The sequence below is a fragment of the Hymenobacter terrenus genome, assembly GCF_000972495.1.
Lineage (GTDB): Bacteria > Bacteroidota > Bacteroidia > Cytophagales > Hymenobacteraceae > Hymenobacter > Hymenobacter terrenus.
In genome coordinates this window covers 25,300-49,647 of sequence record NZ_LATM01000018.1, presented here as the reverse complement: position 1 = coordinate 49,647, position 24,348 = coordinate 25,300, and the positions used below count along the sequence as shown (strand labels likewise).

General features: G+C 58.5%; 21 protein-coding genes and 1 pseudogene. 11 read left to right on the top strand and 11 right to left on the bottom strand.

The genetic code is table 11. The features are described 5' to 3' along the window. Positions 1-4 precede the first annotated feature (4 nt). The 5 genes from WX88_RS18675 to WX88_RS18655 all read right to left on the bottom strand — a co-directional run bounded on the left by WX88_RS18675 (position 5) and on the right by WX88_RS18655 (position 4,879). On the bottom strand, positions 5-751 hold the full coding sequence (locus WX88_RS18675) for a hypothetical protein (RefSeq protein WP_046245924.1): 747 nt from the start codon (positions 749-751) through the stop codon (positions 5-7). A gap of 178 nt (positions 752-929) precedes the next feature. Beyond that, a complete protein-coding gene (locus WX88_RS30260) occupies positions 930-1,184 on the bottom strand; it encodes a hypothetical protein (RefSeq protein WP_156176265.1) in 255 nt (84 codons plus the stop codon). Positions 1,185-1,511: 327 nt separating this feature from the next. Then, positions 1,512-2,273, bottom strand: coding sequence for a hypothetical protein (locus WX88_RS18665; RefSeq protein ID WP_046245922.1), 762 nt, complete (start codon positions 2,271-2,273; stop codon positions 1,512-1,514). A 95-nt stretch (positions 2,274-2,368) separates the two neighbouring features. After that, entirely contained in the window at positions 2,369-3,877 is a 1,509-nt protein-coding gene (locus WX88_RS18660; RefSeq protein WP_046245921.1) for an oligosaccharide flippase family protein, read from the bottom strand. 210 nt (positions 3,878-4,087) lie between these two features. Then, positions 4,088-4,879 carry an enoyl-CoA hydratase/isomerase family protein gene (locus WX88_RS18655; protein ID WP_046245956.1) on the bottom strand — a complete coding sequence of 264 codons (792 nt, stop codon included), beginning with the start codon at positions 4,877-4,879 and terminating at the stop codon, positions 4,088-4,090. A gap of 240 nt (positions 4,880-5,119) precedes the next feature. Here WX88_RS18655 and mscL point away from each other — a divergent pair, with 240 nt between their 5' ends. Both mscL and WX88_RS18645 read left to right on the top strand, forming a co-directional pair. Next, positions 5,120-5,515 (top strand): large conductance mechanosensitive channel protein MscL, encoded by a 396-nt coding sequence (gene mscL, locus WX88_RS18650; RefSeq protein WP_046245920.1) that lies wholly within the window; start codon positions 5,120-5,122, stop codon positions 5,513-5,515. A 224-nt stretch (positions 5,516-5,739) separates the two neighbouring features. Further along, positions 5,740-6,186, top strand: a complete 447-nt coding sequence (locus WX88_RS18645; RefSeq protein ID WP_046245919.1) for a hypothetical protein — start codon at positions 5,740-5,742, stop codon at positions 6,184-6,186. 190 nt (positions 6,187-6,376) lie between these two features. On the opposite strand, the gene infB is transcribed toward WX88_RS18645, so the two are convergent. The 3 genes and pseudogenes from infB to WX88_RS18630 all read right to left on the bottom strand — a co-directional run bounded on the left by infB (position 6,377) and on the right by WX88_RS18630 (position 11,624). Further along, positions 6,377-9,457 (bottom strand): translation initiation factor IF-2, encoded by a 3,081-nt coding sequence (gene infB, locus WX88_RS18640; protein ID WP_046245918.1) that lies wholly within the window; start codon positions 9,455-9,457, stop codon positions 6,377-6,379. A 358-nt stretch (positions 9,458-9,815) separates the two neighbouring features. Then, positions 9,816-11,048, bottom strand: a pseudogene (gene nusA, locus WX88_RS18635) (transcription termination factor NusA); the annotation flags it as partial. A 105-nt stretch (positions 11,049-11,153) separates the two neighbouring features. Continuing rightward, entirely contained in the window at positions 11,154-11,624 is a 471-nt protein-coding gene (locus WX88_RS18630; RefSeq protein WP_231590743.1) for a ribosome maturation factor RimP, read from the bottom strand. 486 nt (positions 11,625-12,110) lie between these two features. Between WX88_RS18630 and WX88_RS18625 the strand changes: the two genes are divergently transcribed. The 3 genes from WX88_RS18625 to WX88_RS18615 all read left to right on the top strand — a co-directional run bounded on the left by WX88_RS18625 (position 12,111) and on the right by WX88_RS18615 (position 14,500). Next, positions 12,111-12,644, top strand: coding sequence for a DUF2911 domain-containing protein (locus WX88_RS18625; RefSeq protein WP_052732848.1), 534 nt, complete (start codon positions 12,111-12,113; stop codon positions 12,642-12,644). A gap of 189 nt (positions 12,645-12,833) precedes the next feature. After that, on the top strand, positions 12,834-13,883 hold the full coding sequence (gene selD / locus WX88_RS18620; protein WP_046245917.1) for a selenide, water dikinase SelD: 1,050 nt from the start codon (positions 12,834-12,836) through the stop codon (positions 13,881-13,883). 23 nt (positions 13,884-13,906) lie between these two features. Beyond that, positions 13,907-14,500 (top strand): hypothetical protein, encoded by a 594-nt coding sequence (locus WX88_RS18615; protein WP_046245916.1) that lies wholly within the window; start codon positions 13,907-13,909, stop codon positions 14,498-14,500. 17 nt (positions 14,501-14,517) lie between these two features. Here WX88_RS18615 and WX88_RS18610 read toward each other — a convergent pair whose 3' ends face one another. The 3 genes from WX88_RS18610 to WX88_RS18600 form a co-directional block, all read right to left on the bottom strand. Continuing rightward, a complete protein-coding gene (locus WX88_RS18610) occupies positions 14,518-15,957 on the bottom strand; it encodes a hypothetical protein (protein WP_046245915.1) in 1,440 nt (479 codons plus the stop codon). 191 nt (positions 15,958-16,148) lie between these two features. Beyond that, the gene (locus tag WX88_RS18605; RefSeq protein ID WP_046245914.1) at positions 16,149-16,940 is read right to left on the bottom strand and encodes a hypothetical protein; all 792 of its coding nucleotides are present in this window, start codon (positions 16,938-16,940) and stop codon (positions 16,149-16,151) included. Beyond that, positions 16,937-17,479: an RNA polymerase sigma factor gene (locus WX88_RS18600; RefSeq protein WP_046245913.1), complete on the bottom strand. Its 543-nt coding sequence runs from the start codon at positions 17,477-17,479 to the stop codon at positions 16,937-16,939. The genes WX88_RS18605 and WX88_RS18600 overlap by 4 nt, the downstream gene beginning before the upstream one ends. 218 nt (positions 17,480-17,697) lie before the next feature. Here WX88_RS18600 and WX88_RS18595 point away from each other — a divergent pair, with 218 nt between their 5' ends. The 6 genes from WX88_RS18595 (at position 17,698) to WX88_RS18570 (ending at position 24,289) form a co-directional block, all read left to right on the top strand. After that, on the top strand, positions 17,698-18,096 hold the full coding sequence (locus tag WX88_RS18595; protein ID WP_316932339.1) for a ribosome-binding factor A: 399 nt from the start codon (positions 17,698-17,700) through the stop codon (positions 18,094-18,096). 37 nt (positions 18,097-18,133) lie between these two features. Then, entirely contained in the window at positions 18,134-19,006 is an 873-nt protein-coding gene (locus WX88_RS18590; protein WP_231590742.1) for a class I SAM-dependent methyltransferase, read from the top strand. Positions 19,007-19,078: 72 nt separating this feature from the next. After that, entirely contained in the window at positions 19,079-19,519 is a 441-nt protein-coding gene (locus tag WX88_RS18585) for a hypothetical protein (RefSeq protein ID WP_046245911.1), read from the top strand. 28 nt (positions 19,520-19,547) lie between these two features. After that, positions 19,548-20,780: an ABC transporter permease gene (locus WX88_RS18580; RefSeq protein ID WP_046245910.1), complete on the top strand. Its 1,233-nt coding sequence runs from the start codon at positions 19,548-19,550 to the stop codon at positions 20,778-20,780. Positions 20,781-20,900: 120 nt separating this feature from the next. Then, complete coding sequence (locus WX88_RS18575) at positions 20,901-23,879, top strand: DEAD/DEAH box helicase (protein ID WP_046245909.1); 2,979 nt, start codon at positions 20,901-20,903, stop codon at positions 23,877-23,879. A 62-nt stretch (positions 23,880-23,941) separates the two neighbouring features. Continuing rightward, positions 23,942-24,289: a hypothetical protein gene (locus WX88_RS18570; RefSeq protein WP_046245908.1), complete on the top strand. Its 348-nt coding sequence runs from the start codon at positions 23,942-23,944 to the stop codon at positions 24,287-24,289. Positions 24,290-24,348: the final 59 nt, after the last annotated feature.

Sequence of the window (24,348 nt, the reverse complement as noted above, 5' to 3'; positions counted from 1 at the left end):
CAGCTTAATGGTTCAGGCGGAATATTTTCAGTTGGGAGTCGCTCAGACTACGCCCTAGTCCTCCTTGACGCTCAACACCGTCCTGAGTGAACCCAAATGTGTCATTGCCACGGCCGCCGCCACGCGATTTGAACGTGGTTTTCTCAGGGCTGGAGTACAGTCCCCAAAGGTGCGGTTCGCCGACGGCCCCGCTTGTGATAACTTCCAGGTGAAAGGTTCCTGCGCCGTAGTTGTAGCTCATGATCATGCCCCGCTTGATGTTGCCGGGGCGCTTGGCTACCTCGTGCACGAAGCCGCGGTTGTGGTTTTGCCAGTAGCTCTGGGCCGAGAGGTACTTGCCTCCGTGCTGGGCCTGGTGCTCATACCCGCAGAGGGTCAGGCATTCGCCGAGGAAGATGTTGCAGGTTGAGCCGTGCTCGGTAGTCGTGGCCCAGTTCACCACGTAGTAGCCGGCGGGCCAGGCGGCCCACGCTTCGCGAAGCTCGTTCAGGGTGTCGCTATTCTCCGCGATGGCGTTCGACTTCAGGCCGGCCTGGCGGCACAGGTAGAGCTTCTGGTTCATCGAGAAGCGGTGCCAGTGCTCCCAGCTCGAAAACTGCTTGGGGCGCCCAACCCCGCCGGCCAGGTGTGGATTGAGGGAGTAGAACCAGGGGGTGCTCTTGCTGCTGAAGTCGCCAAAGCTGTCCATTATTCCGGGAGCTTCGCTCAGGTAGTCAGCCGCATCGGCAAGGTTATGAAAGAGGGCAGGCATGAATCGGGTGGTAGAGAGAGTGACTCCCCGAGGGGATTGGCTGAGCAAATAAACATCTGTTTATAGCAACCTGCCCGGGCAACCTGATTCTTGGTGGAGTTGGAACACCACTGCTAGCCAACTCAGCCGCACCAGCCTCCTCGCATAAAGGCTTCTGGGCAGCGTGTCCTTCCGTTACTTACTTCTTGCTACGGCTTATCGTCGTCTTACCGCCGACGATGCGCCCGTTTTCCGTGATGTACTGGGAGCGGGGTACCGTCAACGCAGGCACCGCGTTAGGCCCGACCTTAGATTCGCTTGGGGCGGCGGGAGCAGGCGCTGCCAATAAGATAGTTTGGCGCTTGGGTGCTGGTGCGGCTTTGGCTGGGGTTGTTCCCTGGGTCAGCCCCATACCAGGAGCGAGGGCAAGCAAGGAAGCGAAGAGTATTTTCATGGAGATTACGAAGCAGCTTTATGGTGAAACAGTAAGATTGACTTTACAAACAATTCAAAAATAGCCGTGAAAGCGCAAATGATGGCTTACGCACAACCACCCTTCCGTGAGCCAGCCCCGCCGCGTGCGGCAATACCCCACCAAGGCCTTCGGAACCGTCAACCGCACGCGGCAGGCCATCCCGAAAGCCTTGAGGAGGTATTGCCGCACACGGCAGACTATCCCGAAGGCCTTAGTGGAGCCTTGCCGCGCGCGGCAGAGAGTTCCAAAGGCCTTGGCGGGATATTGCCGCACGCGGCGAGGCGTGCCGGAAGGGCGGCGCGGGCGCTAGGCGGGCTGGGGGCCCTGGTTGATGGAAGTGGAGCTGCTGCGGTTGGGCAGGCTGGCGTAGTCGAAGTACTTGCGGGCCTGAAATGGGTCGCGGCGGTGCGTGAAGAGGGCGGCCGTGTGCACGTCCCAGAGGGCTTCGGCCAAGGCGTCGAAGTCGGGCCCCTGGGCCACGATGCTGTCGTTGAGGGCGGTGCGGCTCTTGGTTTTGCCGGTGGCGGCGGCCTCGTAGCTCGTGAGCAAGGCACGGGCCGTGGTGGCCAGGTGGGCGGGCAGGCTGGTGGGGGTGCGGGCCTGTTGAAGAGGGCCGTCGGTGACAACTATCGTCGGGAGCTGGGGCGTCCCTTCCAAGGCCTGAGTATAGGCCGTGAGGCGGGCCAGCCGCTTGCGCTTGGGGCTCTGGGTAAGGCCCGAAAGCTTGTCGGGGTAGAAAGTGGCCTCGGCCGCCGGGTGGTCGAGAAAGTAGGGTTGCAGGTGACGAACGTCGGTGTCGGTGATGAAGGCTTTGAACTCCGTGAAGGCCGTTTCCTCAGCATCGGTGCCGGTTTGGCTGCTGCCGCTGCCCGCAATGCGCGTCACTATGCCGGTCCGAAACTTGGTGCGGGCCGCCACGAGGCCGGGCAGCTGGGCCCCGATAAAGGCATCGACCTCCGCCCCACCCACGGCCGCCACCGTGAAGTCGGCAAAGGCGGCCAGCGCCGAGCGCGAAGCGCGCAAGTAGTTCATGAAGTTCTCGTACTTGTCTTCCTGGTAGTGCGTCATGGCCGATAGCGGTTAGGTGAGCACTAAAGGAAGTGATAAATTTTGAAAATCAATCACTAACCCCAGCCAATACCGCACCCCAGGGCCCAACGGCGCTAACCGGCCGGCGCCACCGCCCGCCGGGGCCGCTCCACGGCATACAGCACCAGTAAAAAAAGCGCCGTCAGCCCCGCGTGCCAGGCGTGGCGGGCCCACCAGCCCTCCACCTGCACCCACCAGCCCAGCGCCACCAGCGCCGAGGCCCCCAGCAGCCACAGCCCCAGCCGCCCCGCCGGGTAGGGCACCGGAAAATACCGCTCGCCCAGCCGCCAGCACAGCATGGCCATCATAAAATAGCAGGCCAGCGTGGCAATAGCCGAGCCCAGGTAGCCGAGCACCGGAATCAGCAAGAAGTTGAGCACGATGGTGAGCACCGCCCCTCCCGCCCCGATGTAGGTGCCGTAATAGGTCTTATCCGTCAGCTTGAACCAGACCGACAGGTTGTAGTATACGCCCAAAAACAGGTTGGCCAGCAGCAGAATCGGCACCACCACGAGGCCCTGCAAGTACTCCGGCCGCTTCAAAAACAGCTGGCCGAAGTCTTCCACATTCAGGCTGATGCCCACGAAAATAACGGCGCAGCACAGCGTAAACCACTTCAGAATCATGGCAAACGTGGCCGGCGAATTCTTGTCCGTGCCTTGGGCAAAGAAGAACGGCTCGGCCGCGTAGCGGAACGCCTGAATGACGAGCGACATAAAAATACTCAGCTTGTAGCACGCCCCGTAGATGCCCACGGCCGTGAGGCTGCTTTGGCCGGGGTAAAAGTTGGCCGGCAGCCATTTGGGCAGCAGAATGCGGTCCAGCGTCTCGTTCACCATGCCCGCCAGGCCCATCAGCATCAGCGGGTAGGCATATTGCAGCAGCGGCTTGAGGAAAGGCAGGCTCAGCCGGAAGCGGAAGTCGAGCAGCTCGCGCCCCAGCAGCAGCAGCGTGAGCCCGCTGGCAAACAGGTTCGACAGAAACACATAGCCCACCCCCAGGGTCGGGTCGTACACCCGCGCCACCAGCGGCTGCAAAGCCGGCAGCCATTTGCCGCCGGCCACGGCCGGGCACAGCTTAATAAAGAAGAGGTTCAGCGCCACGTTGGCCACAATGCCCACCAGCTTGATGCCGGCAAACTTACGCGCCTTGTTCTCCAGCCGCAGCCGGGCAAACGGGATGGCCGTCAGCGCATCCAGCCCCAGAATCAGGGCCACCCACACCGCGTACTCTTCGTGCCCCGGCGGAATCTCCAGCAGCGCCAGCAGGGGGTCGGCCAGTAGCATCAGCCCGGCCGTGAGCACCACGGTGCTCACCAGCAGCAGGCTCAGCACCCGGTCGTAGAGTTCCCGCCGGTCGGTACCCGGCCGGTTGGCGAAGCGAAAAAACGTGGTTTCCATGCCGTAGGTGAACACCACGTTCAGAAACGCCACGTAGGCATACAGCCCCGTCACCACCCCATATTCCGCCGCCGCAAACGCCTTGGTGTACACCGGCACCAGCAAATACGTGAGCACCCGGCCCACAATGCTGCTCACGCCATACACCGCCGTCTGCGACGCTAATCTTTTCGCTACACTCATATAGAATAATGTAGGGCGAAGCCTTCGCTTCGCCATCCACCGGGTAGAAAATGTGGGGCGAAGCCTTTGCTTCGCCACTCACCGGGCAGAAAATGTGGGGTGAAGCCTTTGCTTCGCCACTCACCGGATATCCCAGCCCGCATTTGCCCCAACAAGCCGCAGTTCCGCCCTCGCCACGCAGCGGCGACGGAACGAAGCAAAGGCTTCGTCCTACTTACCGGTAAACACGGCGGCGCGCTTCTCCACAAACGCCGTGGTTCCCTCCTTAAAATCATCGCTCTCAAACGCCCGCCCGAAGGCTTTCACCTCTTCCGCGTAGCCGTCGGCATCTTTGGCATAATGCGCGTTCACGCATTCCAGCACCATGCCTACTGCCAGGGGCGCCTTGCCCAGGATTTTGGTGAGCAGCTGCTGGCAAAACGGCAGCAGTTCGGCCTGCGGCACCACGTGGTTGACCAGGCCCAGGCGCAAGGCCTCGTCGGCCTTCACTTGGTCGGCCGTCAGCAGCAGCTCAATCGCCTTGCCCTTGCCAATGAGCTGCGGCAGGCGCTGGGTGCCGCCGTAGCCCGGCAGCAGGCCCAGATTCACCTCCGGTTGGCCAAAACGGGCATTATCGGCCGCCACGCGCATGTGACAGGCCATGGCCAGCTCACAGCCGCCTCCCAGCGCAAAGCCGTTCACGGCGGCCACCACCGGCTTGGTGCTCTCCTCAATCCGGCAGAAGGCTTCTTGGCCGCGCTCGGCCGCTCGGGCCGCCTGCGCGGGCGTGAGGGCCGCCAGCTCGGCAATGTCCGCTCCGGCCACAAAGGCCTTTTCGCCGCTCCCGGTCACGATGATGCCGCGCACCTGCGGCTCGTCGAGCGCCCGCTGCACGGCCGTATCAATTTCGTCAATCGTGGCCGCGTTCAGGGCATTGAGCTTGCTGGGGCGGTTGATGGTAATGGTGAGGATGCCGCTGGCGGTATCCAGGTCGTAAAGCAGGTTTTCGTAGGAAGCTGACATGGCGAGAAAGAGGCTGCGAATAAATTGGTCCCGCCAAAGATAACGCACGCGCCCGGCGGGGCCGACCAAGCCGATTACGTCCTTCCGCGGCCGTAGCCCCCAGTCCGCCGAAAAAGCAGCGGCGAGCAAGCCTACCCGCCAGTACTTCGCCACCGTACCTCCGCAAATAAGTTCGTTTTCTACTACATAGATTTACCCCAACAAGCCCACCGTCATTTCCAACCCTTACCCACTACTGCCATGAGCTTTGTTTCCGAATTCAAAGAGTTTATTTCCAAAGGCAACGTACTCGACCTGGCCGTTGGGGTCATCATCGGCGCATCCTTTGGCAAAATCGTGACCTCCCTCACCGACGATGTCATCATGCCCGTCGTGGGCCTGGCCACGGGCCGGCTCGGCGACTACTCCCGCATCATGATTGGACCGATGAAAATCGGCCTGTTTCTGAGTGCGATACTCAATTTCCTCATCATCGCCTTCTGCGTGTTTTTGATTGTGAAGGCCGCCAACCGCCTCAGAAAGCCCGCCCCCGCCGTCATTGCCGCCGAACCTGCGGCCACCAAAGACCAAATTCTGCTCGCGGAAATCCGCGATGCCCTGCGCGCCGGTCGCGCCCAAAACACCGGCCCCGTTTAGCGTGAAAAAACCACTGTCTACCGAGTTAATAGGCGGCATTTCCGTGTTTCGGGCTTCAAGTTGTCATTTTATTGAAGGCAGGTAAGCGCTCGATTCAAAATAAGTTGCGAACTTAGGGGCGGCCAACGCAATATTGGTAGCGACCAACGGTCCCCATTGAACCACTCGCTTCTTCCGACCGTTAGGCCGTTACTTTCCCTCCTCCACCCCCGCATTTGTCCCGCATGAAAGTATGGTTTGCTGCCGCCCTCCTGAGCGGCTTAAGTCTTCTTGCCGCCCCCGCGGCCCACGCCCAAACGGGCCCCGCCTTCCCCGCTATCAAGCAAGGCAGCAGCGAAGAAGGTGCCCGCCGCAATGGCAATAACGCGCAGGAACTGGCCCGCAACCAGCGCCGCGCCGCCATGACCCCCGATGAAATCAAGCGCGACCAGCAGCTAGAGTTGCTGGAGGCCCGCACGGGCAACACTAGCTTCGGCGGTCGCAACGGCGGCCCCGAGCGTCAGTTCGACTCCAACCGCAGCGGCAACGGATTCATGGTGCGCAAGTTCAAAGCCAAAGCCGGCTTCGCCGAACAAAAGCGCGGCATGAGCCACCCCGTTGGCGCCTCCAACCCCGCCGGCAAGCCGCTAGTGCACAAACACAAGCAAAAGAAGAAGTTCCTGTTCTTCTAGACTACAGATTACACCGGTTGTAGCGGATTACACCGCTTTATTGTAGCTCCGGTCACGCATACAGTTCTTACATCAAACAAAAGAGGCTGCTCAAATTGAGCAGCCTCTTTTGTTTCTACTACTATTTATCGGTCGAAGCGGAACCAAAAAAGTCCATGCAATTCGCTAAAATCCGTGTAATCTGTGGTCCTTAGAGGGTCCGCTTGATTTCCTTCTCCTCGAAGCCCTCAATGTTGTCGCCTTCCTGCAACTCGTTGAAGTTCTTAATGGAGATACCGCATTCGTAGCCTTGGCGTACTTCGCTCACGTCGTCCTTGAAACGCTTGAGGTCCTGAATCTCGCCAGTGTGCAGCACGATGCCATCGCGGACTACCCGCACGCGGGTCTTGCGCTGGAACGTGCCTTCCGTCACCATACAGCCCGCAATAGTGCCGACTTTGGTGATGTTGAACACTTGGCGAACTTCGGCGTTGGCCACCACTACTTCTTGCACCGTTGGGGCCAGCATGCCTTCCATAGCATCCTTCACCTCATTGATGGCATTGTAGATAATGCTGTAGAGGCGAATATCAATCTGCTCCTGCTCGGCCAGCTTGCGGGCACTCTGCGAGGGCCGCACCTGGAAGCCAATGATAATGGCATCGGAAGCCGAAGCCAGCAGTACGTCGCTTTCCGAGATAGCTCCAACCCCTTTCGAAAGGATATTTACCTTCACTTCCGGTGTCGAAAGCTTAAGTAGCGAGTCGGAGAGTGCTTCTACCGAGCCGTCCACGTCGCCCTTCACCAGGATATTGAGTTCCTTAAACGAACCGATAGCCAAGCGGCGGCCGATTTCATCCAGTGTGATGTGCTTCTTGGTGCGGATGGTCTGCTCACGCGCCAACTGCAAGCGCTGGGTAGCAATTTCGCGGGCTTCACGCTCCGTTTCCATTACCTGAATACGGTCGCCAGCCTGCGGAGCACCCGTAAGGCCAAGCACCTGCACCGGCGTAGCCGGCGGCGCTGACTTCATCTTCTTGCCGCGGTGGTCGGTCATGGCCTTCACGCGCCCGAAGTGCGGTCCAGCCAAGATAATATCACCCACGTTCAGTGTTCCGGTTTGCACCAGCACGGTGGTTACGTAGCCCCGGCCTTTATCTAGGGAGGCCTCGATAACAGTACCGATGGCGTTGCGGTCGGGGTTGGCTTTCAACTCCAGCAGTTCCGCTTCCAGCAGTACCTTCTCCAACAGGTCTTCCACCCCAATGCCCGATTTGGCCGAAACCTCCTGGCTCTGGTATTTACCACCCCATTCTTCCACCAGAATGTTAATCTGGGAAAGCTCCTCGCGGATTTTTTCGGGGTTAGCGGCGGGCTTATCAATCTTGTTGAGGGCGATGATAATCGGCACCCCTGCGGCTTGCGCGTGATTGATGGCTTCCTTCGTCTGCGGCATCACCGAGTCGTCGGCCGCTACCACGATAATGGCGATGTCCGTTACTTTAGCGCCACGAGCACGCATAGCCGTAAAGGCTTCGTGACCAGGCGTATCAAGGAAGGTAATCGGCTGTCCAGATTTGGTCCGTACCTCGTAGGCCCCAATGTGCTGCGTAATGCCGCCCGCCTCGCCCTTGGCCACACTCGCATCACGGATGTAGTCAAGTAGCGACGTTTTGCCGTGGTCGACGTGACCCATGATGGTCACGATGGGAGCACGGGGCCGCAGGTCTTCTTCGCTGTCACCGGCATCGATGCTAATTTCTTCCTCTTCTTTCGACAGGAATTCTACATCGAAGCCGAACTCGTCGGCAATCACCGTAATAGCTTCGGCGTCGAGGCGCTGGTTGATGGACACAAACATGCCCATACCCAGGCACACCTTAATAACCTCGTTCACGTTCACATCCATCAACGAGGCTAAGTCGTTAGCCGAGATGAATTCGGTGAGCTTGAGGGTTTTGGCGTCAAGCTCGTTTTGTGCGCGCAGGGCCTCGCGGTCCTCAGCCAGCATGCTACGCTTGTCACGACGATACTTAGCGCGGTTGGCTTGACCAGTGGCCTTGTTGCCACCAAGCTTTGCCAGCGTAGCCTTGATCTGTTCCTGAATCTGCTTTTCAGCTTGTTCCGGCGTGAGAGCGGGAGCATTGGGCTTGGGAGCCGCGGTCTGGCCCGGACGCTGCCCAGGACCACCCGGACGCTGGCCTTGCCCGCCACCAGGACGGTTACCCTGATATCCCCCCCCTTGGCCAGGAGCCCCAGCCGGACGGTTGCCCTGATAGCCAGGATTGGGTGGGCTGGTCGTGCTACCGGGAGGACCAGGCAGGCGCGTGCGCTTCTTCTGGCCGGGGCCAGCGGGCAGTCCGCGCTTGCTTACATCCGATGAAGCAATGGGACGGGGACCACGGCCGCCCGGACCACGCCGGTCATTGTTGATAGACGACAAGTCGATTTTGCCCAGCACCGTGAGGCCCTTGAGCGTATCCGACTTGGCGACGATGGTGCTAGTATCTTCCGGGGCAGCAGCTTCGGCCGGGGCCGCAGGGGCTGCTGCTGCCGGAGCGACCGGCGGCGTAGCTACGGGAGCAGCCGGAGCCGCAGCGACCGGAGCCGGAACAGCAGGTACCGATGCCACCACTGGAGCGGCAGGGGCTATCGGAGCTGAGGCTACTGGTTGAACAACAGGAGCTGGCGCTGGAGTATGCACCGGGACCAGAGCCACTGGAGCTTCTACTTTCGGAGCAGGCGCAACGGGAGCCTCAACTTTGGGAGCCACCGGAGCGGGTGCGGCTACGGGAGGCGGAACTACTGGGGCGGGCCGAGGCGGCACCACGCGCCCCTTACTATCCAGTTCAATTTTGCCCAGCACTTTCAGGCCCGGTGCTGCCGGAGCCTGGGGTGCGGGCGCCGAGGCTGCGGCAACTGGTGCCGCAGGGGCTACCGGTGCAAGAGCTGGCGTGGGCGCAGCAGCTACGGGAGCTACTGGTGCAGCAGGCCGTGGCGCGGGGGCAGGCGCTGCCTGCACTACCGGGCGGGGAGCCGGGGCAGCGGGTTTTGGAGCCGATTCAAGGTCGCTCTGGCGCTTGGCCTGAATGACTTTCTGGGCTTCTTGCCGGTCATGAGCAGAGGCTGCGAATTCCTTCTCAAGCGAAGCCACCTGCTCAGCAGTGAGCTTGGTGGTCGGCTTGTTCTCTACTTGTATACCTTTCTTGGCCAGGGCTTCGACCACCCTGTCCATTCCAATATTCAGGTCTTTGGCCGCCTGTTGTAGCCGTTTCGGGGTTGCTTCCGCCATTCTATCTTTTCTCGCGTACGATACGCTTCTAATTGCAAAGGTATTACATTAAATCTTGCCAGCCGGGCGTAAATCGCACCGACTGGCACGATTTATTACCCTTGCCGTACCGGCCGCGCGGCCGTCATTGGGCTGACTCGGCGGGAGAGCTGGCGCCCGCTTCCTCAGTTGTGGGGTTATTTTCTTCGGTCATTTCAGCCACCAAAGGGGTGTGTTCAGGTGTGGTAGCGGTAGCCGATGCATGAGTAACAGCAGCTTCCCCGTCCGTTGGGTTGGCTTTCGCTTCAGCTGTTTTACCAGCCGCAACCCGGTTTTTGGCTGTTTCCAGCGAGTTGTCGTCAAGGTCTTCGTCGTCGGCAAACTCTTGGCGGATAATCCGGTATACATCATCCACCATTTCTTCCTCCAACTCCGTGCGGCGCACGATGTCGTCTTTTTTCACCGCTAATACCGCACGGCCGGTATCCAAACCGATTTTCTTCAGTTCGGCTAATACCCACGGCTCGATTTCGTCCTGGAATTCGTCCAGCGAAATATCTTCCTCGTAGTCAATAGCTTCGCGGAACACGTCGATTTCCATACCCACCAGCCGGCTCGCCAATTTGATATTGGCACCGCCGCGGCCGATGGCCAAGCTTACTTGGTCGGGCTTCATGAATACCGAAACCCGGCCGTTTTCCTGGTTTATCTTCATAGAACCCACTTTGGCCGGCGATAGTGCCCGAGCAATATAGAGTTCTAGGTTGTCGGTGTAATTGATGATGTCGATGTTCTCGTTTTCAAGCTCGCGCACCACCGGGTGAATGCGGCTGCCTTTCATGCCGACGCAGGCGCCTACGGGGTCAATTCGCTCGTCGTAGCTCTCTACGGCCACTTTGGCGCGCTCGCCGGGCTCACGCACCACGTTCTTGATGACGATGAGGCCGTCATAAATCTCCGGTACTTCGAGTTCGAACAAACGCTCCAAAAAGGCTGGCGCAGCTCGCGAAAGAATAATTTTGGGCGTACCGTTGATGACTTCTACGCGGTGCACCACGGCCCGCACGGTGTCGCCCTTGCGGAAACGGTCCTTGGGGATTTGCTCCGACTTCGGCATCACCAGTTCGTTGTCGTCCTTGTCCATGATGAGGGCCTCACGGCTCCACACTTGGTACACTTCGCCGGTCACGATTTCGCCAACCTGGTCTTTGTATTTCTGGTAGAGGTTATCGCGCTCCAAGTCTTTCACACGCTGAATCAGCGTTTGGCGCGCCATCAGCACGGCACGGCGACCAAAATCTTCCAGCTTCACAGCTTCGGCCACCGATTCGCCTACTTCAAAGTCAGGCTCTATTTTCTGCGCCTCGGCCAGCGGAATTTTGTCGTGGTCCCAGATATCCTCAGAGTTGTCGTCCACGATTTCGCGGTTGCGCCAGATTTCCAAGTCCCCGTTGTCGGGGTTGATGATAACATCGAAGTTTTCGTCTTGGTCGTACTTCTTCCGAATCATGGTGCGGAACACGTCGTCCAGGATGCTCATCATCGTGGGCCGGTCGATATTCTTGCTCCGGGCAAATTCGCTGAAGGACTCGATTAATTCGTGGCTATTCATTGGGATTTGGATGGCTTTGTTGCCGAACTGTTATATTGATGAACTGAGCTTTCTTCTTATGCTATACTTCCAATTCAACGGTCCGTCAATCTGACAATTCAGCAATTACTTAAATGAAATAACAACCTTGGCCTCCTTGATGTCCCCGAAAGAATAGAAGGCGGCGGGCAGGGTGGTTTTCTTGGTTTTCTGTTTGATGACTTCTTCAATTTCCACGCCTTCGGGCGTGGCGGCAGTGAGTACTCCAGTTTTCTCAGTACCATCGGCTAGCTTCAGGGCCAGGGAGCGACCAATGTGGCGCGGATACTGGCGCGGGTCCGTGAGGGGCTGGTCGGCGCCGGGGCTGGTGACTTCCAAGGAATAAGCCGCATCTTCGCCGTAGTGCTCGTCGATGCGGCGGGCCAGGCGGCGGCTGATGGTGGCGCAGGCCTGAATGGCCAGACCCTCGGGCCCGTCGAGGGTTACGGTCACCTTCGGCATCACCGAATCGGACACGGTGAGGCCCACGATGAACAGTTCCTGGTCACCGATGGCGTCGCGGAGCATTTCCAGCAGCAGGGTACGGTCGAAAGACATGGGGTTAACTATCAGGGCAAAAAAAGAGGGGACTGTGCGTCCCCTCTTTGCTAAAGCGAATACCAACTTCAGGGGCAAAGATACGACAATGGGCGGCGGAATGCAAGGAATGCCATTTTCAGGAAGACGCCCGCACCGCATCGGTTAAAGAGGTTTCAGGATTTTTGCACGGGTGTACGGCCTTTTAGGCCGCGAATCTCAACACAGCACGCGGGCGCACAGACTGTGAAAGCTCGCGTTATTGCTTGGCTACAGACCGGCCTCGATACTGCACTAGTTACTTGATAGCTTGACACCACACCATCAAGCTAAGGCAAGCAACTATTGATGCGGTTTGTTGACATTGAAAACCCAGCCAGAGCACGTAGGGTTCATAAGGCAAGCAAGTGCTTAACAACACTTCGGCATGAGTTCACAACTCGCCACGAGGCTTTGTCGATGTTCTAATTCAATACTTAAATTTTCATCATTTTCAACTCTCAAACAATGATTACCAAACAACTGCTCTGTAATGTTGTCTTTGGCCTCGCCACGGTCCTGACTACTACTATTACGGCTTACGCCCAAACTGAGGCAGCCAAAGAGGCAAAACCCAGCCCTGCCGCCACGGCTACTGGCAAAATTGGCGCTGCCGATGTGACGGTAAGCTACAGCAGCCCGGCGGTGAAGGGCCGGACTATTTGGGGTGAGCTAGTGCCCTACGGCCAAGTGTGGCGCGCCGGGGCCAACGAGGCCACGACGGTTGAATTCAGCAAGCCGGTGACGGTGGAGGGGAAGGCCTTGCCCGCTGGCAAGTACGGCTTCTTTGTACTCCCGACGGAGAAGCAGTGGACTGTGATTTTCAACAAGGTGCCGAACCAGTGGGGCGCGTTTAAATACGACGAGAAACAAGATGCCCTGCGCGTGACGGTGACACCGCGAAAGACCGCGGCCATGACCGAGCGACTGGCCTACGAAGTAACACCCAAAGGCTTGGTGCTGCGCTGGGAAAACCTGGAGGCACCCATTGCGGTGAAATAGCCGCGGATATCCTCCGGGTAGCTCAACAAATAAATAACGAGGGACGAAGGCTGATGGCAACGTGCTACAGGCTTCGTCCCTCGTTATTTATTTGTTGAGCTTGGTTACAACGACCCAGCCGACCACTCCAAAACTCTTTGCGGACTTTTGTAGTCCAATACCAGCAGACAGACTTGCCTTTGTAATCATATGACTCCTACACCAGACTATAAACTTACCCAGTATAGCCACGGCGCGGGCTGCGGCTGCAAAATCGCGCCGGCAGTGCTCGATCAAATGCTGCACACCAGCATTGCCCAGCCCCATTACGATAAGCTGTTGGTGGGTAACGCCAGCCGCGACGACGCGGCGGTGTACGATATTGGCGGCGGGCAGGCGGTGATTTCGACGACTGACTTTTTCATGCCTATTGTGGACGATGCACACGATTTTGGCCGTATCGCCTCGGCCAATGCCATTTCGGATGTGTACGCCATGGGTGGGCGGCCGCTGCTAGCCATTGCCGTGCTGGGCTGGCCCGTGGACAAGCTGCCCCCCGAAGTGGCGCGCCGCGTACTGGAAGGTGCTCGCAGCATTTGTGCCGAAGCGGGCATTCCGCTGGCTGGTGGCCACAGCATTGACTCGCCGGAGCCAATTTTCGGTTTGGCCGTAACGGGGATGGTAGATATTATTAATTTGAAACAAAATGATACGGCCACAGCCGGCTCGGAGCTTTATTTGACCAAGCCATTAGGTGTGGGTATTCTAACTACCGCGCAGAAAAAAGGCATTTTGCGGGAAGAAGATGCGGCTATTGCCCCGGCTCAGATGATGCAGCTCAATAAGATTGGGGCGGAGTTGAGTAAGCTAGCCGCCGTGACGGCTCTTACGGATGTGACCGGCTTCGGACTGCTTGGGCACTTGGCAGAGGTGTGTGAGGGCAGCCGATTGACGGCGGAAATTGACTTTTTGAAAGTGCCACGCATTGCAGCCGCCGAGCCATATTTGCGGCAAGGCAGCATACCGGGTGGCACGAGCCGCAACTGGGCCAGCTACGGGCACAAGGTAGGGCCCATAGGCGATGAGCAACGGGCCTGGCTGTGCGACCCGCAGACTTCCGGTGGCCTGCTGGTGTGCGTGGCGCCGGAAGGACGCGAGACGGTGTTAGCCGTGTTTGCACAACATGGATTGACGCTGGAAAGCTTTGGCCGGCTGCGGGCCCACGAGGCCCACGAGGCCTGGGTGCAGGTTGGCGCCTAGAGCAGGGGCGTACTTTTTAAGCTATGAAATCTTCCTTTATCCGCCCGCTCCTAGAAGCGGCGGTGGTTCTTTTATTAGTACTGGGTGCTGCTCGCTGGCTAACAGGACTTTTTTCGAAGCGTACTCATGTTTACCAAACGACGGTGGCCCGGCAACTACGGTTGCTATTCTGGCCGCTGCTGGCGCTGGGAGCCGGGCTGAGTGTGGTGCCAGCCGCAGCAATGGGTGGGGCAGGAATCAGCCGGTTTGAGTGGGTTCTGACGATGGGGTTCCTGGTTTTTACGCTGATGCTGAGCGGACCAGCGCTGCTGTTGCATCTGCGCTATTGGGGGCTGAACCACGAAACTGTCCTGGCTTTCCAACCCATCGAAAACCGGTTTGAAGTGTATGAAGGCGGGCAGCGGGTGGCTTTTGAGCGGCGCGACCTAGCCGGCGTGGAGCGAGTTACGTGCAGTGCACGCCGCACCTTCTGGGCCAAATACAACTACTTGCGCCTGCACCTCACCGACGGCCGCACCATCGTGCTCACCTCGCTGCTAACGGACCTGGAGCCGTTGGCGGTGTTCCTGCGCAATGTGCCCACCGAGCAACGTGCCCACGCTTGGTGCTGGGTGTAGAGAAGCGTGGTTAGGTGCTACTTATTACCTGAAAATACTGAGCCAGGCTGGCGGCGTCGATACAGGCCAGGTGTGCTTGTAAGTTCGTAGAGGCCGAATATACCCGGCAGCAACTGCTTCAGCCGCGGAACTTTGGCACTTTGGTCGATGAGATAATCGGGGGGCGTAGGGCCCATCTTTTGGGCTATACGCACCACCGCGGCGTACTCCATCAAATGGCCGAAATCGGCCTGGGACAGCGTCCAGTCGAGATAGGGCGTGGCGGGGTGGTTATTGAAGTAGGCGCGGTCGTCGGGGCCGAGAACGAGCAGCGTATGGTCGTGGATGGCGGCGTAGCGCGGGTCGGGCTGCAGGCCGAAGCGGCTTTCGGCGGGCATATGCAAAATGGCTTCGAGGCCCGGTACCTGGGCCCGGTAGCGCAGCACCACCGCCGCGCTAAAAATTATTACCAGTAACAATTCCAGCATCCAAGCCCGCTGATAGCGCTGCCATAGAAAGAGGCTTAAATACGCCAGCGGAGGTAGCAGCAGCACCAGCACTCCCGGAGCCGCACCGCGCTCAACCGCCGCCGTAGCAATGGCTACCACCAGCCAAACCATCATCATTTGCCGGAATTTCACCTGAAATACCAGGCCTAAGGAAGTGCCCAACGAACGCAGCAAGGCCAGCACCAGCACTACACTGGGAACGATGAGCAGACGCAGCTGCAGGCCCGCTGGCAGTCCACTGGTAATCAAATCGGTGAGGCCGGGCTGCAGGTGAAATTGCACAAACCCTGGCACGGCACCGATGTAAAAGAAAAAGGTACCTATCGATGCGTACGGAAAGGAAAACCCGCACAGTAGCAGCAGCGTGCTTCGAAAAGAATTAGCCGCGAAAATGATTACCGCAAACAGTCCCACTATCAAGAACAGGGTTAGCGGCAAGTAGCAGAGGGCCCCGAGCCCAATCAGGAACCCAGCCCGAAACAGCCGGCGATTGTCGTAGCCCTCGCGGGAAGTGGGCAGTAGCGCGCTCAACGCGAACACAATAAACGTATGCCCCAGCAGCAGTGGCGACAGCGCATCTAAATCGGTACTCACGCTGCCCACCACCAGGTAAGTAAGCGCGGCAATATACCCGCGCTCCGGGTGCACATCGTAGCGGTTGAACACCACATTCAGACGTAGCGCCTGCACCAGCAGCAGGATCAGCGCGAAAATCCGATAGAGCCAGACAGGCCGGGATAGTACGGCATCAAGTGCCGCAAACGTAGCTGCGGCCAGGGGCGCGGTGCCGTCGTAGAGGTCGCGGTAGGGCATGGCGCCGCCGCGCAGCCGCTCGCCCACCAGCAGAGCCCGCAACTCGGCGGCTGTCAGGGGCAGGCCGAACCAAAGTAGCGGCAAGCGCAGGGCTAGCACCAGCACCAATAGGGCCAGAAGTTGAGCAGGAAGGGAGCTTTTGAAAAAGCGAAGCACGAGGAAGAGTGTTGGAAGTGCAAAGTTGCACGACAACTCGCCTCTTCAGCCTATCCCACTGCTCACTATTGGCTACTACTGCTTGGGATAGGGCTATTCTCGTGGCTGCACCTCCCTCCAGGAGAGGGGCCCAACGGCTAGTACCACCAGAGGATACTAGCCCTAATAAATAGACGCTGAAAGCAAAACTGTTATGATATCAACAGACGAATAAGCTCGCGGGTGACCGTGGCTTTGAGCGTGGCAACACGCACTTGGTGGCGGACCAGTTCCGGGCTATTGCCAAACCGCTGGCTGTCTCGCAGCAGGCGCTGCTCTTCGGTTTCCAGCTCATCGAGTTGGCCACGCAACGACTGAAAGTCACCTGACTGGCACACCGCTGGGAGAGTCGAGCACTTGGAGTCGATGAAGGCCCGGCCTTCGGCTTCCAGTGGGTCAGGGGCAGGGGCTAGGGCCGTGGGAACAGCTTCGGTCACGATTTCCTGGGTGTAAGACACTGTTTCGCGGGGGCCATTGGTACTGGATGTCGGGCGCTGCCACCATACCAGGCTCACCAGTAGTAGCAAGCTGGCTGCCAGGGCCATGAGCCGGCGTGGCGCGGCGGCCACGGGCCATAGCTGCCGCACCACCGAGCGTTGGGGCAGCTGGTTAGGCTCCGCAGCAATGGTTGGGGCATCGAGACGAGCAGCAATTGTATCCCAGACTGCATCATCCGGCTCGTAGGTTGGGAGAGCTGGCCAGGAAGTTAGGGGCTGGTCGGCGACAGATTCTAGCGTTAATTGAGTAGTGATGCGCGACCATAGCTCCTGGTCGGGTTCATGAGTAGGGAGCTGCGCTACAGCATGGGCAATGGCCTGCTCGGCTGCGAGCTGAGTAGCAATACGGAGCCACAGTGCCGCGTCAGGTTCGTGGACGGGTAGTGAATGAATAGCCCGGCGCAGATTCGGCCGGCCGGGTTCGGGCAGTTCGGGCGTAGGGCTCATGCGTACAGGTGATGAAGTTTAATTTGCAGTTGCTTCTTGGCATGGTAGAGCTGCGATTTGCTGGTTCCTTCGGAAATACCCAGCAACTCAGCAACCTCGCGGTGTGAGTATCCTTCAACCTCAATCAGGCAGAAAACGCTCCGATAGCCCGGGGGCAATTCGCCAATAGCTTTGTCCAAGGCCTCACCGGTGAGGCTGTCGTGCCAGGCCACCTGCGGCTCGGTGTGGCGCAACGGGTCATATACTTCCATCGAGTTTTCGCGCCGCAGCAATTGCAGGGCCTGCCGCACCACAATGGTACGAATCCAGGCGCCCAGTGTTGACTCGCGCCGGAACTTGGCTAGCTGCCGGAATACCTGCACGAATGCCTCCTGCAAGGCATCTTGAGCCAGCTCACGGTCGCGCAGAATACGCAGAGCGGAAGAAAACATAGCAGCTTTATACCGCTGGTAGAGTTGGTACTGAGCCGTGCGGTCCTGAGCCAGGCAGCCAGCTAGCAGCAAATCGTCGGATGCAGCCGCGGAAGAAGGGTCGGTCACTAAAACTGGATTTGCCTCAAAGTGTCAGTTAACTGCTAAAAGGTTGGTTGAGGTGAACAAATATTTTTCAGCGCCCGTGCCCCAGCCTGCAGGTGCAAATTTGCCGGTTTACGTTTAAGTAGTAGGACCGTATCGAGGGCTGACTTTTGCGCTACCAACGCCAATCATCGAAACCATACCTTTGCAGCTTAATTATGGAAAGTAAACGACAACAAAAAATGGCTAGCCTGCTCCAGCAGGAATTGGCCGCTGTGCTACAGCGCGACCTGCCGCACCTCTTTGGGGGCGGCCTGGCGCCGGGCATCAGCATGGTGAAAGTGACGCCCGACCTGGGCCAAGCTCGCGTGTACCTCAGCCTATTGCTCGGGGCCGATGCCAACGACCGCCTCGAAATCATTCGCGAAAACGGGAAAGCCATCCGGCAGGCCTTGGCCAAGCGCATCCGGCAGACGGCCCGCGTAGTGCCCGAACTTATCTTTTTTCACGACGACAGCGCGGCCTACGCCGCCCACATGGACCAAGTGTTGGGTACGCTTGACATCCCCCCCGCCCCCAAGGATACTCCCGACGAAAACGAAGAAAAGCCCAGTCGACCGCGCCTTTTTAAGGGCGAATGAGAACCTTCCTGATGTGCTAATGTGGAAGTGTGCGGATATGCCTACCCGGCCGCCGGCCTTTCACCATTCGCACATTTTTCACATCAGCACATTCTCCACATTGTACTACGACCCAATTAAGAAGACACTCGGCCAGGTATTTAACCGCACACCGTGGCTGCGCCGACTGTTTTATCATTTGCTCGATTTGCTGCTGCTGCGCACTTGGCATGTGCATCGGGAACTGCGCCGTTGGGCCAAAGGCCGCACCCAGGAGCCGCTGCACATCCTCGACGCCGGCTCTGGTTATGGGCAATACACCTACTGGCTCAGCAGCTTAAGCTCAAAGTGGAACATTCTGGCCGTGGACGTGAAGGACGAGCAAGTAGCTGATTCCAACAAGTTTTTTCGGCAGATTGGGCGCAGCAACGTGCAGTTTGCCGTGCAGGACTTGGTGCTGTACCAAGAGCTGAATTCCTTTGACTTGGCCTTGTCGGTGGATGTGATGGAGCACATTCTGGAGGACGTGGAGGTGTTTCGCAACATCCATGCTTCGCTGAAGAATGGCGGCATGCTGCTCATTTCCACGCCCAGCGACCAGGGCGGCTCCGATGTGCACGACGACGGCGAAACCAGTTTCATCGAAGAGCACGTGCGCGACGGTTACAACATCCGCGAAATTCAACAGAAGCTGAGCACGGCTGGCTTTGAGCGCATTGAGGCGCGCTACGCGTACGGCGAGCCAGGCCAGATTTCGTGGCGCCTGAGCATGAAATACCCGATTCTGATGTTAGGCAAGTCGCGCCTGTTTTTCCTGCTGTTGCCGTTTTACTACGCTATTACGTTCCCTTTCTGCCTGCTGCTGAACTGGCTTGACGCGCGCACCGTTCACGATTCCGGCACCGGCCTTATTGTGAAGGCTTGGAAATAAAGCCGACGGTAGCGGCTGGAGTTGTTTCGCTTGTCGTCGCGTATAAAGCGCTTACCTTGTTCTTCCTTGTGTTTGTTTCACCCCTCCTTGCTTACCGCTCGCTACATGGACCCCAGCAATTTTCAGACATTTATGGAAGCGTTGCTTAGCCGCATGGAGCAGCAGGAGACCCAGGCGGCTACTACGAATACTTTGCTGCTCGAACTCGTGGGGGAAGTGCGCGGCACCCGGCAGGATAGCCAGCGCTTCCAGCAGCAACAGAGCCTGTTCAATCAGCGGCTACTGGAGTGGGCTGAGCGCCAGGAGAAGTTCAACGAACGCCAGGAGAAATTTAATGAGCGCCAAGAGAAGTTCAATGAGCGTCAGGACCAGTTCAACATCATCTTTTTGGATGAAATCCGGGGCATGAAAAAAGACATCCGGGATTTATCCGAAGTGGTGCTGAAACAGCACGAAGGACGGCTGAAACGATTAGAAGATTTGATGGACGGACTGATGCGGCAGGCCAGCTAGCCCGTTCCATTGCCTGCTACCCTTTCCCGTGAACGTCTCCTTTCTCATTGCCCAGCGCTACTTCCGCTCTAAGAATAAGCGCAACATCATCACCATCATCTCCAACATTTCGATGGTTGGAGTGGCGGTGGGCACAGCGGCGCTCATCATCGTCCTGTCGGTATTCAATGGGTTAGAAGACTTAGTGCGCACGCTCTACGGAAAATCAGACCCTAACCTGGTCATTTCGGCCACCAAGGGCAAGGCCTTCGACGTGGACCGCGCCTTCCTGATGGGATTGCAAAAGATGCCCGGCGTAGCCTTGCTCACCGAAGTCATTGAGGACAACGCCCTGTTGCAATACCACGACCGCCAGATGGTGGTGAAGATGCGAGGCCTCTCCGATAACTACTTCGGCCAAAGCGCGATTGATGCCAACATCCGTGAGGGTGACCACCGCCTCCGCCGCGACAGCCTGGAACTGGCCTTGGTGGGAGCCGGCGTGCAGCACGAACTCAGCATCACGCTCAACAACCGCCTGGCGCCCCTACGCCTGTTGTATCCCCGCAATACGCCCGGCAAAAAGACCCTGCAAATTGACCCCGACAAGGCCTTCAACGAGCAGGACTTAATTGCCGGTGGCGTGTTTCTCATCGAGCAACACATCGACGACAGCTACATCTTCGTGCCACTCACCTTCGCCCAACGGTTGCTCAACTACGGCAGCCGCCGCACCGCTCTTTATATAAAAGTGAGCCAGAGCTTCGAGATTGAGCAGGTGAAGGAGCAGCTGCGCCGCAAGCTCGGACCCGGCTTCAAGGTGCAGGATTCCGACGAGCAGCATGTGAGCCTGTTCAAAGCCATTAAGGTGGAAAAGCTGTTCGTATTTATCACCTTCACCCTAATTTTGCTCATTGCCTCGCTCAACATCTTTTTCTCCCTGTCGATGCTGGTTATTGATAAGAAAAAAGACATTTCGGTGCTGCTGGCCATGGGCGCCACCGAGACCATCGTACGCCGTACTTTTTTGATGGTGGGCGCCATCGTGGCGTTGGTGGGGGCCGTGGTAGGACTGGTAGTGGGCGTGACGCTGTGCTGGTTCCAAAAGCAATTTGGGTTTGTGAGCATGGGCATGGCAACAAGCGTGGTTGACGCGTATCCGGTAAAAATGCAGCTTTCGGACCTCGTCTTTACCTGTCTGTCTATCATTATCATTACGTTAACTGTAAGCATTCGCCCGGCGCTGAATGCAAGCAAGTTGGATTTACGGGAGAATTTGTAAGGCCAACGGGCTTTTTTGGCTCCTGAAATGTCAAGGCCGTAATTCTATACGTTTGCGGCGAAGTTTTCCCGTGTTCATATCCGCTTTCAGCCCTATCTTGCGCCTTCCGCATGCCCGGCTATGAAAGTTTCTACCGCAGAACCATTTCAAATCGTTTACTCACTTTTCGAGCACGAATTCCTCGGACACCTGTTCGCGGCCTACGTGGTCCAGCTTGGTCCGCGCGGCCAGCTCACGCTTCAGCACCAAACTGTGTCGGGGAAGAACGCGCATGAGTTCGCCGAGGGGCTCGATGCCACTGACTTTGAGCTTGTGGAGCTGTGCGACCAGATTCAGCAGGAAGCGGTGGTGAAAGAGTTCTGGCCACGCAAAATCGCGACGGCCGAATTCTTTCTCAAGACCTATAACGCGGAGAAGGGCGACAAGCCCCTTCAGGAAATCATTTCCCGACATGTGCAAGCGCGCATGGCGAGCATTCTGGCGCGGCTGGCGGGAAAGCGCGTGTTCATTATGGGGCGTGATGGCGAGCCGACGTGGCGTGAAATCGGCTTGGCACCTACCAAGGCGTCCATCCTCTTCCACTTCCGGCGCAACGAAGACGGCACGCACTATTTCCCTACTATTCAGTATCAAAACCAGCGGCTTGACTTCCAATATAAGGATGCGGTGCTGGTGTGCTTGCAGCCGGCTTGGCTGCTGCTCGGCGACTTGCTGTACTCCTTCCGCACCGAGGTAGATGGGCGTAAGCTGCTGCCATTTCTGAAGAAGAAATTCATTGTGGTGCCCCGGCAGGTGGAGGAGAGCTACTTCCAGAAGTTTGTGGCGCCGCTTATGGAATCGTTTGAGGTGCACGCACGCGGCTTCGATATTCGGTCGGAGCGCTACGTGGCGCGGCCCCGGCTCACGTTTAGCGATGCGCTGCCGGCCGCGCCCGTGCCCGAAGCACCCGTGCGCCCACCGGGCCCCCCCCGTCGGGGTCGCATTCCGCTACCTAAGCCCGCCGTGCCGGTGCTTACCGGCCCCGAAGCTGAGCAAATTTACTTCGAGCTGAGCTTCCGCTACGGGCCACATCTGATGTCACTAGGCACCGATAAACCGGTGAGCGTGCGACTGGAAAAAACCGCCGACAGCTACGTGTTCCACCGCTTGCTGCGCAACCCGGAGCAGGAGCAGGCCACGGTAGCGGAGCTGCGGGACCGTCAGCTCACTGTGGAAAACGGCCACGCCACCCTGCCCAAAAGCGAGGCCTTCAAATGGCTGCACGACAACTCGCCCGCCCTCACCGAACTGGGCTACACCGTGGAAGCTGCATCCACCGCCACCAAGAGCTACTTCATCGGCCCGACCAGCGTGCACGTGGGCATTCAGGAAGCCGGCGACTGGTTCGACGTGCGCGGCACGGTGCGCTTCGGTGATATTGAAATACCGTTTATCCGGCTACGCGGCCACATTTTGCAGCGACGGCGTGAGTTCAAGCTGCCCAACGGCCAGATTGCCATCATCCCCGAGGAGTGGTTTACGGACTACCTGGAGCTGTTTGCCTTTGGCGAAGAGTCGGCCGAAGGACTGAACCTACGCCGCCACCACCTGGCACTGGTAGCCGACTTGCAAAGCAACGAGCTGGCCACCGTGCGCATGGGCCGCAAGCTGGCCAAGCTGCGCGACTTCGCCGAAGTGGAAGACCACCCCTTACCCACCGGTTTCCTCGGTGAGCTGCGGCCCTACCAAAAGGCGGGCTACAACTGGCTGCGCTTCGTGCAGGACTACCATTTCGGTGGCTGCCTCGCCGATGACATGGGCCTGGGCAAGACCATTCAAACCCTGGCCATGCTCCAGCAACGCTGCGAAAGCGGGGAGGCGCAGGGTGCGGCTTCGTTGCTGGTGCTGCCTACTTCGCTGGTGTTCAACTGGCTGAACGAGGCCCAGAAGTTCACGCCCGACTTGCGCATTCTGGCCTACACTGGCACTTACCGCGACAAAAACCCCGACCGGTTTGCCGACTACGACGTGGTGATGACCAGCTACGGCATCGTGCGCCTCGATACCGAGTTACTGGCCAGCTATAAGTTCGACTACGTGATTCTGGACGAGTCGCAGGCCATCAAAAACCCGTCGAGCACCACTTCGCAGGCCGTGCGGCAGCTGCGTTCCAAGCACCGGCTCATTCTCACGGGCACGCCGGTAGAAAACAGCACCATGGACCTGTGGTCGCAGATGTCTTTCATCAACCCCGGCTTGCTGGGTACGCAGGCGTTTTTCCGCAAGGAATTCCTCAAGCCCATCGAGAAAAACCAGGACGAAGGACGCACCAAACGCCTACACGCCCTCATCAAGCCCTTCATTCTGCGGCGGCACAAGGCGCAAGTAGCCAAGGAGCTCCCCGAGAAAACCGAGCAGCTCAGCTACTGCCCCATGACCGAGGAGCAGGCCCACGCCTACGAGGAAACGAAGAGCTTTTACCGCAACAAAATCCTGCGCAACCTTGACGAGCACGGCCCGGCCAGCACCCAGTTTCTGCTGCTGCAAGGCCTCACCCGCCTGCGCCAGATTGCCAACCACCCCCGCCTGGCCGACGAAACCTACTCCCACGAATCGGGCAAGCTGCGCGAGGTACTGCGCATGATTCGCAACGTGGTGGCCGAGGGGCACAAGGTGCTAGTCTTTAGTCAATTCGTGCAGCACCTGGCCCTGGTGCGCGCCGCCCTCGATGAGCGCCAGCTCCCGTACGCCTACCTCGACGGCGCCACCCGCGACCGGCCCGCCGAAGTAGCGCGCTTCCAGGAAGACGAGGACCTGAAAATCTTCCTCATCAGCCTCAAAGCCGGCGGCGTGGGCCTCAACCTCACCGCCGCCGATTACGTGTTCATCCTCGACCCCTGGTGGAACCCCGCCGTGGAGGCCCAGGCCGTGGACCGCGCCCACCGCATTGGCCAGCAGCGGCCGGTGTTCACCTACAAGTTCATCACCCAAGGCACGGTGGAGGAGAAAATCCTGGCCTTGCAGCGCCGCAAGCTAGCCCTGGTGAGCGAACTGATTGCCACGGATGAAGCCGTGATTAAGCACCTCACGCGGGCCGATATTGAGGAGCTGCTGGGGTAGAGCGGGCTCCGAAGGCACAAGACTTTTCACTCTAGGTTCAGCTTGTTTTACCAACGCCCGCTATGTCGCCTTTACTGCTCGAATTCATTGACTCGGACTTCATGCAGGGGGTGTTTTACCTAATAGCCTTCTTGGCCGCCTCATTTGCGTTGGCTGTCATCATCGTGCTATGGCACCTTACGCAGGCAGGGCTGAAGGCCTGGCAAAGCATCCGCAACTCGCCGCAGCCAGTGCCGCTTTCCAGACGTCTGGTCGTTGCCTTGCTGCTTACTCCCGCTGCAGTACTGAGTTTGCTGGGGGTTTGCGCACTCGGCTTAACGGTGTGGGTTAATCGGGAAGAGCGCCACCGGTATCGGGAAAAAGCTGTGCGTGTACAACAGCACCAAGACTCCACTCGTGTGTGGCCTTGACTGGCGACTATTTCCTAGCTGATACCATGTTGCTGGCCATTGGTTACGACTCGTTTGCC

Bases quoted from the DNA above. Each gene is read 5' to 3' on its own strand.
- WX88_RS18675 (WP_046245924.1), bottom strand. From the start codon at position 751: ATGCCTGCCCTCTTTCATAACCTTGCCGATGCGGCTGACTACCTGAGC.
- WX88_RS30260 (WP_156176265.1), bottom strand. From the start codon at position 1,184: ATGAAAATACTCTTCGCTTCCTTGCTTGCCCTCGCTCCTGGTATGGGG.
- WX88_RS18665 (WP_046245922.1), bottom strand. From the start codon at position 2,273: ATGACGCACTACCAGGAAGACAAGTACGAGAACTTCATGAACTACTTG.
- WX88_RS18660 (WP_046245921.1), bottom strand. From the start codon at position 3,877: ATGAGTGTAGCGAAAAGATTAGCGTCGCAGACGGCGGTGTATGGCGTG.
- WX88_RS18655 (WP_046245956.1), bottom strand. From the start codon at position 4,879: ATGTCAGCTTCCTACGAAAACCTGCTTTACGACCTGGATACCGCCAGC.
- mscL (WP_046245920.1), top strand. From the start codon at position 5,120: ATGAGCTTTGTTTCCGAATTCAAAGAGTTTATTTCCAAAGGCAACGTA.
- WX88_RS18645 (WP_046245919.1), top strand. From the start codon at position 5,740: ATGAAAGTATGGTTTGCTGCCGCCCTCCTGAGCGGCTTAAGTCTTCTT.
- infB (WP_046245918.1), bottom strand. From the start codon at position 9,457: ATGGCGGAAGCAACCCCGAAACGGCTACAACAGGCGGCCAAAGACCTG.
- WX88_RS18630 (WP_231590743.1), bottom strand. From the start codon at position 11,624: ATGTCTTTCGACCGTACCCTGCTGCTGGAAATGCTCCGCGACGCCATC.
- WX88_RS18625 (WP_052732848.1), top strand. From the start codon at position 12,111: ATGATTACCAAACAACTGCTCTGTAATGTTGTCTTTGGCCTCGCCACG.
- selD (WP_046245917.1), top strand. From the start codon at position 12,834: ATGACTCCTACACCAGACTATAAACTTACCCAGTATAGCCACGGCGCG.
- WX88_RS18615 (WP_046245916.1), top strand. From the start codon at position 13,907: ATGAAATCTTCCTTTATCCGCCCGCTCCTAGAAGCGGCGGTGGTTCTT.
- WX88_RS18605 (WP_046245914.1), bottom strand. From the start codon at position 16,940: ATGAGCCCTACGCCCGAACTGCCCGAACCCGGCCGGCCGAATCTGCGC.
- WX88_RS18595 (WP_316932339.1), top strand. From the start codon at position 17,698: ATGGCTAGCCTGCTCCAGCAGGAATTGGCCGCTGTGCTACAGCGCGAC.
- WX88_RS18590 (WP_231590742.1), top strand. From the start codon at position 18,134: ATGCCTACCCGGCCGCCGGCCTTTCACCATTCGCACATTTTTCACATC.
- WX88_RS18575 (WP_046245909.1), top strand. From the start codon at position 20,901: ATGAAAGTTTCTACCGCAGAACCATTTCAAATCGTTTACTCACTTTTC.
- WX88_RS18570 (WP_046245908.1), top strand. From the start codon at position 23,942: ATGTCGCCTTTACTGCTCGAATTCATTGACTCGGACTTCATGCAGGGG.